Source organism: Streptomyces sp., from assembly GCF_031181705.1.
Lineage (GTDB): Bacteria > Actinomycetota > Actinomycetes > Streptomycetales > Streptomycetaceae > Streptomyces.
Genome location: NZ_JAPSKN010000210.1, coordinates 1 through 6847 on the forward strand (window position 1 = coordinate 1; position 6847 = coordinate 6847).

Below are 6847 nucleotides of genomic sequence, written 5' to 3' on the forward strand. Positions count from 1 at the left end.
GACTTGATCCCGGTCCGCGACAGCAAGACCCCCGACGGCCCGGTACTCGTGTTCGGCACAAGCCCTTGGGCGTCGTTCCTCACCTTCGTCACGCGGTAGCCGTCGGTGCTTCCGGGGGAGGCACCGACGCCCCCGGTAGCCGGATCGTCGCGACCGTGCCGCCGTCCTCCGCCGGGGACAGGGACACGTCCCCGCCCGCCTGCTGCACCGTCCGGGCCACGATCGACAGGCCCAGGCCCGAGCCCGGCAGGGCCCGTGCGCTCGGGGAGCGCCAGAAGCGATCGAAGACGTAGGGGAGTTCGTCCGCGGGGATGCCCGGGCCGTGGTCGCGGACGGTGAGGGTGCCGCCGGTGAGGCGTACCTCGACCGTGCCGCCGTCCGGGCTGAACTTCACCGCGTTGTCGAGGATGTTCACCACCGCCCGTTCCAGCGCGGACGGCTCAGCGCGGACGAACCACGGCTCGACGTCCGCCGTGATCGTCAGTTCCGGGCCGCGCAGCCGGGCCCGCCGCAGCGCCGACTCGACCGTGTCGTGCCAGGCGACGATCTGGGTCCGGCCGGCGTGCTGGCCGGTGTCCGGGCGGGACAGTTCCTGCAGGTCGCCGATGAGCGCGGCCAGTTCCGTCATCTGGGCCTTCACCGACGCGAGCAGCGCCTTGCGGTCCGCCTCCGGGATGGGGCGGCCGGTCTCCTCGCTGCGGGTGAGGAGTTCGACGTTGGTGCGCAGCGAGGTGAGGGGGGTGCGCAGTTCGTGGCCGGCGTCCGCGATGAGCTGCTGCTGGAGCTCGCGGGAGCTGGCCAGGGCGGAGGTCATGGAGTTGAAGGAGCGGGAGAGGCGGGCCACCTCGTCGTCGCTGTCCTCGTCCAGCGGGATACGGACGTCCAGATCCTCCGTGCGGGCCACGTGCTCGACCGCCTCCGTCAGCCGGTCGACCGGGCGCAGTCCCGCCCGGGCCACCGCGAGACCGGCGGCTCCCGCGCCGATCACGCCGATGCCCGACACCAGCAGCAGGATCAGCGCCAGTTCGTTGAGCGTGGACTCGGTGCCCTTGAGGGGGACGGCGATGACCAGCGCGTAGTCGGCGGCGACGGCCTTGTCGAGCGGGCTCTGCTGGACGATGACCGCCGTGGTCAGCACCCGCACCGAGTTGCCGTCGCCGTCCGTGCCGTTGCGGAGCCGGGCCGTCCTGGGGTCGGGGTCCTCCGCCACGGCCTTGTCGGCGCTCGTGACCTTCACCTGCGGCATGCTGTTGTTGAACAGGCAGACCCTGCCGTCCACCCGCACCAGCTGCGCGTACGTCTGCGGGCGGGGACCGCCGCCGAGCGTGCTGGAGGGCGTCTGGGGGCACGCCGAGACCACTGCCTTGAACTCGTCCTCCTGGATGGTCCGGTAGGACGACTTCAGGTCCCCGTCCACCTGGTCGTACAACTTGCCCTGGACGATGAACCAGCACGTCACCGACACCGCCGCCACCGCGAACGCCACCGCCGCCGCCACCAGCAGCGCCAGGCGCGAGCGGATCGGCAGCGAGCGGAAGCGGCGGACGAGCCTGGTCACTCGGCGCCGCCCTGCCGCAGCACGTAGCCGACCCCGCGCACCGTGTGGACCAGGCGCGGCTCCCCGCCCGCCTCGGTCTTGCGCCGCAGGTACATGACGTACACGTCGAGGGAGTTGGACGACGGCTCGAAGTCGAAGCCCCACACCGCCTTGAGGATCTGCTCCCGCGTGAGGACCTGGCGCGGGTGGGCCATGAACATCTCCAGGAGCGTGAACTCCGTGCGCGTCAGCTCCACCGGGCGACCGCCCCGGGTGACCTCCCGGGTGGCGAGGTCCATGCGCAGGTCGGCGAAGGTGAGCGCGTCCTCGTCGGCCGGGTCGCCCGCGCCCACGGCCGCCGCGTAGGAACTGCGGCGCAGCAGCGCGCGGATGCGGGCGAAGAGCTCGTCGAGTTCGAAGGGCTTGACCAGGTAGTCGTCGGCGCCCGCGTCGAGGCCGGTGACCCGGTCGCCGACCGTGTCGCGGGCCGTGAGCATGAGGATCGGTGTCGTGTCGCCGGTGGCGCGGAAGCGGCGCGCCGCCGTCAGGCCGTCCATGCGCGGCATCTGGATGTCGAGGACGACCAGGTCGGGACGGTACGCCGCCGCCTTCTCCAGGGCGTCCGCGCCGTCGACCGCGACCTGGGTGCCGTACCCCTCGAAGGCGAGGCTGCGCTGGAGTGCTTCGCGCACCGCCGGCTCGTCGTCGACGATCAGGATGCGCTGGGGGTCACGGTCGCCGTCTGCGGGGCTCATGGTCCGGGGTCCTCGGGGGTGATGGGGACGGGGGTGCGTCTGACGCTCTCAGCGTCGCACGCCGCGGGGAGGTGCCGGGAGGAGCGCCGGCCCCGGACCGCGCGCCGCCGGGCCGGTGCCGGCCGGCCCGGTGGACTCAGTCGGTCGCACCGGCCCGCAGCTTCGCGAGGTCGGCCTTGACGGTGTTGATCGGAATGGCGAAGCCCAGGCCCACGCTGCCCGCGTCGGAGGACGAGGAGGCGCTGCCCGCCGGAGAGTACATCGCGGAGTTGATCCCGATGATGTTGCCGTTCATGTCGATCAGCGCGCCGCCGGAGTTGCCCGGGTTGAGGGACGCGTCGGTCTGCAGCGCCTTGTACGTCGTGGTGTCGTCGCCGGTGTCGCCGTTGAACTGCCGCCCGCCGTACTCGAACGGCCACCCGTCACCCTGCTGGGACTGCTGCCGGCCCTGGTCCTCCTCGGTCGGGACGGTCACGTCCCGGTCGAGCGCGGAGATGATGCCGCTGGTGACGGTGCCGGACAGCCCCTCGGGGGAGCCGATCGCGACGACCTGGTCGCCGACCTGGACCCCGGCGGAGTCGCCGAGCGTGGCCGCCTTCAGGCCGGAGGCGTTCTCCAGCTTGATCAGGGCCAGGTCCTTCTCGCTGTCGGTGCCGACGACCTTCGCGGTGTAGGACTTGCCGTCGCTGGTCGTCACCTTGATCTGCGAGGCGCCGGAGACGACGTGGTTGTTGGTGATGATCTCGCCGTCGCTCGTGATGATCACACCGGAGCCGGTGGAGGACCCGGCGTTCGACGCGGCGCTGATCTCGACGATGCTGGGGCTGACCGCCTTCGCGACCCCGGCGACCGTGCCCTTCTGGCTGGAGGGCACCACGGTGGTGCTGGTGGAGCTGGAGGCGACCGTGTCGCTGCCCGTCAGCTCCTGGATGCCGTAGGCCGTGCCGCCGCCTATCGCCGCGGCGGCGATCGCCACGGCGGCGATCAGGGCGACGGGGCCGCGCTTGCGCTTCTTCGGCTGCGGAGCATGTGCCGGGGTGTACGCCGGCGGGGGCGGCCACTCGGGGGTCACCGGGGCCTGCTGCTGACCCTCGTGAGGGTTCTCGTACTCGCCACTGCGGTGGAAGCTCTCGGTCATGGCAACGAGCTTGTCGCCCGACCATGAGAGCTTCCTGAGCGCCGGCTGAGAAGCCCGACAGAACCTCGTATGCCCGATATAAAGGCGCCCCGGCCGGGAGCCCCGGCGGGCTACGGGCAGCCGCAGGACTGGCGTACCACCAGCCGCGACGGGAAGACCTTCAGCCGCTCGCGCCGGGAACCCGCGACCCGCAGACCGTCGTCCAGGACGAGGTCCACCGCTGCCCTGGCCATCGCCGAGCGGTCGGAGGCGATCGTCGTCAGGGGCGGGTCGGCCAGCGCCGCCTCCTTGATGTCGTCGAAGCCGGCCACGGCCAGCTCGCCGGGGACGTCGATGCGCAGCTCGCGTGCCGCCCGCAGCAGGCCGATCGCCTGGTCGTCGGTGGAGCAGAAGATCGCCGGCGGCCGCTCGGGTCCGGAGAGGATCTTGAGGGCGGCCTGGTAGGCGTCGTAGCGGTTGTAGAGGGCCTCGAAGAGGCGGCCCTCCGTGGAGATCCCCGCCTCGTCCATCGCGCGGCGCCAGCCCTCGACGTGGTCGGAGACCGGGTCGCCGACCGCGGGGGTCTCGGCTATGCCGCCCATACAGGCGACGTACTCGTAGCCGTGCTCCAGCAGGTGCCGCACGGCCAGCTCGGCGCCGCCCAGGTCGTCCGTGGTGACGGCGACGTCGTCGATGGCCTCGGGGCGCTCGTGCAGCAGCACCACCCGGGCGTCCCAGGCGTCGATCTCGGCGGCGGCCAGGTCGTTGAGCGCGTGGCTGACCAGGATCAGCCCGGAGACCCGCATTCCGAGGAACGCGCGCAGGTAGTGGACCTCGCGCTCGCCCACGTAGTCCGTGTTGCCGACGAGGACCATCTTCCCGCGCTCGGAGGCGGCCTGCTCGACCGCGTGCGCCATCTCCCCGAAGAAGGGCTGGCGGGCGTCCGGGATGATCAGGCCTATGAGGTCGGTGCGCCGGGAGGCCATCGCCTGGGCGACCCGGTCCGGCCGGTACCCCAGTTCCTTGATCGCGGCGAGGACACGCTCGCGCGTGGCCGGGGCGACCGGCCGGGGTCCGTTGTTGATGACATAGCTGACCACGGCAGTGGAAGTCCCTGCCAGCCGCGCCACATCATCCCGAGTCACCTTGGCCACGCGCGGAGTCTACGCGGATATACCCGCTCCGGGCAGGGCGTAAAGGAGGTTCCGTACGATATCCCGACTGCCGTCCGGGGCGCCCCGGTGTGAAGAGGGATGCCCAGGTCGGCGGCGGGATACGCCTCCTACGCCTCGGCGCGGACCTCGGTGGCGTCCAGGGCGGCCGACTCGTCCGCGTTGTCCGGCTTTGCCTTGGCCGTCTCGGCCTTCTTCTCCCCGGCGGCGCGCTCCATCTTCTCGGGCTTCTCCGGCGTAACGAATCGATAACCGACGTTCCGCACGGTGCCGATCAGCGACTCGTGCTCGGGGCCGAGCTTGGCGCGCAGCCGCCGCACGTGCACGTCGACCGTGCGCGTGCCGCCGAAGTAGTCGTAGCCCCACACCTCCTGCAGCAGCTGGGCGCGCGTGAAGACGCGGCCCGGGTGCTGCGCGAGGTACTTCAGCAGCTCGAACTCCTTGAAGGTCAGGTCCAGGACCCGGCCCTTGAGCTTGGCGGAGTAGGTGGCCTCGTCGACCGACAGGTCGCCGTTGCGGATCTCCATCGGGGAGTCGTCGCCGACGATCTGCTGCCGTCCCATGGCCAGGCGCAGGCGTGCCTCGACCTCCGCGGGTCCGGCGGTGTCGAGCAGGACGTCGTCGATGCCCCAGTCCGCGGTGACGGCCGCCAGACCGCCCTCGGTGACGACGAGGATCAGCGGGCAGCCCGGCCCGGTGGAGCGCAGGAGCTGGCACAGGCTGCGCACCTGCGGCAGGTCGCGCCGGCCGTCGACCAGGATGACGTCGGCACCGGGGGTGTCGACCAGGGCGGGGCCCTCCGCGGGGGCCACGCGCACGTTGTGCAGGAGCAGTCCGAGGGCGGGGAGCACCTCCGTGGACGGCTGGAGGGCATTGGTCAGGAGCAGCAGAGAACTCATATGTCTGGTTCCTCCTCGGTCCCTGCGAGGACGCTTGTTGGCACAGCACGCTCTGCGATCCCGAAGGCCCCGTACACCTGCGGTTTCCCGCTTCGTATACAACGCTTCCGAAAGCACAAAAGGACCCGGGGGCTTCGCTGCCCGAGTCCTCTGCCCAGCACAATAGCCCACATGAGCTCTGGTCCGGCAGGTCATGTGGCGCGTTCCACCGATCGTCCGCACTCCGAGACGGCCGGGAGAACGGCCCCTCGGGTGCTGGTGAGGACGTTTCTCCGCACGTCCGACGGGGTGGCGATCGACGCCGTATACGAGCCGGGCGCGGCCGTATACGACGCCCCGGAGACACCCTCCGCTCACCCCGCGTTCGTCGTCGCCCACGGCTTCACCGGTGCGGTGGACCGCCCGCACGTGCGACGCATCGCACGGGCGTTCGCCCGCCATGGCGCGGTGGTCACCTTCTCCTTCCGCGGGCACGGACTGTCCGGCGGGCGCTCCACCGTCGGCGACCGCGAGGTGCTCGACCTGGCGGCGGCGGTGGAGTGGGCCCGGGAGCGCGGTCACGCGCGCGTGGTGACGGTCGGCTTCTCCATGGGCGGCTCGGTGGTGCTGCGGCACGCCGCACTGCACCCGGGCCGGACCGACGCGGTCGTCGCGGTGAGCGCGCCGGCCCGCTGGTACTACCGGGGGACCGCGCCGATGCGGCGGCTGCACTGGCTGGTCACGCGGCCCGAGGGGCGGGTGGTGGGCCGGTACGGGTTCGGCACCCGCATCCACCACCGGGACTGGGACCCGGTCCCGCTCTCCCCGGTGGAGGCGGTGCCGAGGATCGCCCCGACCCCGCTGCTGATCGTGCACGGCGACTGCGACGGCTACTTCCCCCTCGACCATCCCCGGATGCTGGCCGCGGCCGCCGGTGACCAGGGCGAACTCTGGCTGGAGCCGGGCATGGGGCATGCCGAGCACGCGGCGGGCGACGGGCTGCTGGCCCGCATCGGGGAGTGGGGCCTCGCCCGGGCGGGCTAGCCTGACGGGGTTCACCGTCGGGTGAGCCCGTGAGAGTCCCGAGTGAGGAAGCAGATGCCAGAGGTCACGGTGCGCTACTGGGCCGCCGCCAAGGCCGCGGCCGGGGTGGCCGAGGAGGCGTACGAGGCGACCACGCTCGCCGAGGCGCTCGACGCGGTGCGCGAGCGGCATGCCGGCGAACTGGAGCGGGTGCTGCGGCGGTGCTCGTTCCTCGTGGACGGTGACCCGGTGGGCACCCGCGCCCATGAGACGGTACGGCTGGCCGACGGCGGCACGGTCGAGGTGCTCCCGCCGTTCGCAGGAGGGTGAGCGATGACCAACCAGCCGTATGACGGCTACCACGA

Annotated in this window: 8 protein-coding genes; 3 read left to right on the forward strand and 5 right to left on the reverse strand. The window is 72.0% G+C overall.

The window, feature by feature from the left end; all coding sequences use genetic code 11:
* The first annotated feature begins 3 nt into the window (after positions 1-3).
* A complete protein-coding gene (locus tag RIN80_RS25550) occupies positions 4-99 on the forward strand; it encodes a DUF397 domain-containing protein (protein WP_309098011.1) in 96 nt (31 codons plus the stop codon).
* On the opposite strand, the gene RIN80_RS25555 is transcribed toward RIN80_RS25550, so the two are convergent.
* From RIN80_RS25555 to RIN80_RS25575, 5 genes are all read right to left on the reverse strand, one after another.
* Positions 89-1558: a HAMP domain-containing sensor histidine kinase gene (locus RIN80_RS25555; protein ID WP_309098004.1), complete on the reverse strand. Its 1470-nt coding sequence runs from the start codon at positions 1556-1558 to the stop codon at positions 89-91. The genes RIN80_RS25550 and RIN80_RS25555 overlap by 11 nt on opposite strands.
* Positions 1555-2292: a response regulator transcription factor gene (locus RIN80_RS25560; RefSeq protein WP_309098005.1), complete on the reverse strand. Its 738-nt coding sequence runs from the start codon at positions 2290-2292 to the stop codon at positions 1555-1557. Before RIN80_RS25560 ends, RIN80_RS25555 begins: the two co-directional genes overlap by 4 nt.
* Positions 2293-2428: 136 nt before the next feature.
* On the reverse strand, positions 2429-3430 hold the full coding sequence (locus tag RIN80_RS25565; RefSeq protein ID WP_309098006.1) for a trypsin-like peptidase domain-containing protein: 1002 nt from the start codon (positions 3428-3430) through the stop codon (positions 2429-2431).
* Positions 3431-3540: 110 nt separating this feature from the next.
* Positions 3541-4563 (reverse strand): LacI family DNA-binding transcriptional regulator, encoded by a 1023-nt coding sequence (locus RIN80_RS25570; RefSeq protein WP_309098007.1) that lies wholly within the window; start codon positions 4561-4563, stop codon positions 3541-3543.
* A 128-nt stretch (positions 4564-4691) separates the two neighbouring features.
* Positions 4692-5480 carry a response regulator transcription factor gene (locus RIN80_RS25575; protein WP_309098008.1) on the reverse strand — a complete coding sequence of 263 codons (789 nt, stop codon included), beginning with the start codon at positions 5478-5480 and terminating at the stop codon, positions 4692-4694.
* A 171-nt stretch (positions 5481-5651) separates the two neighbouring features.
* Here RIN80_RS25575 and RIN80_RS25580 point away from each other — a divergent pair, with 171 nt between their 5' ends.
* Together RIN80_RS25580 and RIN80_RS25585 are read left to right on the forward strand one after the other, a co-directional pair.
* The gene (locus tag RIN80_RS25580) at positions 5652-6503 is read left to right on the forward strand and encodes an alpha/beta fold hydrolase (RefSeq protein ID WP_309098009.1); all 852 of its coding nucleotides are present in this window, start codon (positions 5652-5654) and stop codon (positions 6501-6503) included.
* 54 nt (positions 6504-6557) lie between these two features.
* Positions 6558-6812, forward strand: coding sequence for a MoaD/ThiS family protein (locus RIN80_RS25585; RefSeq protein WP_309098010.1), 255 nt, complete (start codon positions 6558-6560; stop codon positions 6810-6812).
* The last annotated feature ends 35 nt before the right edge of the window (positions 6813-6847 follow it).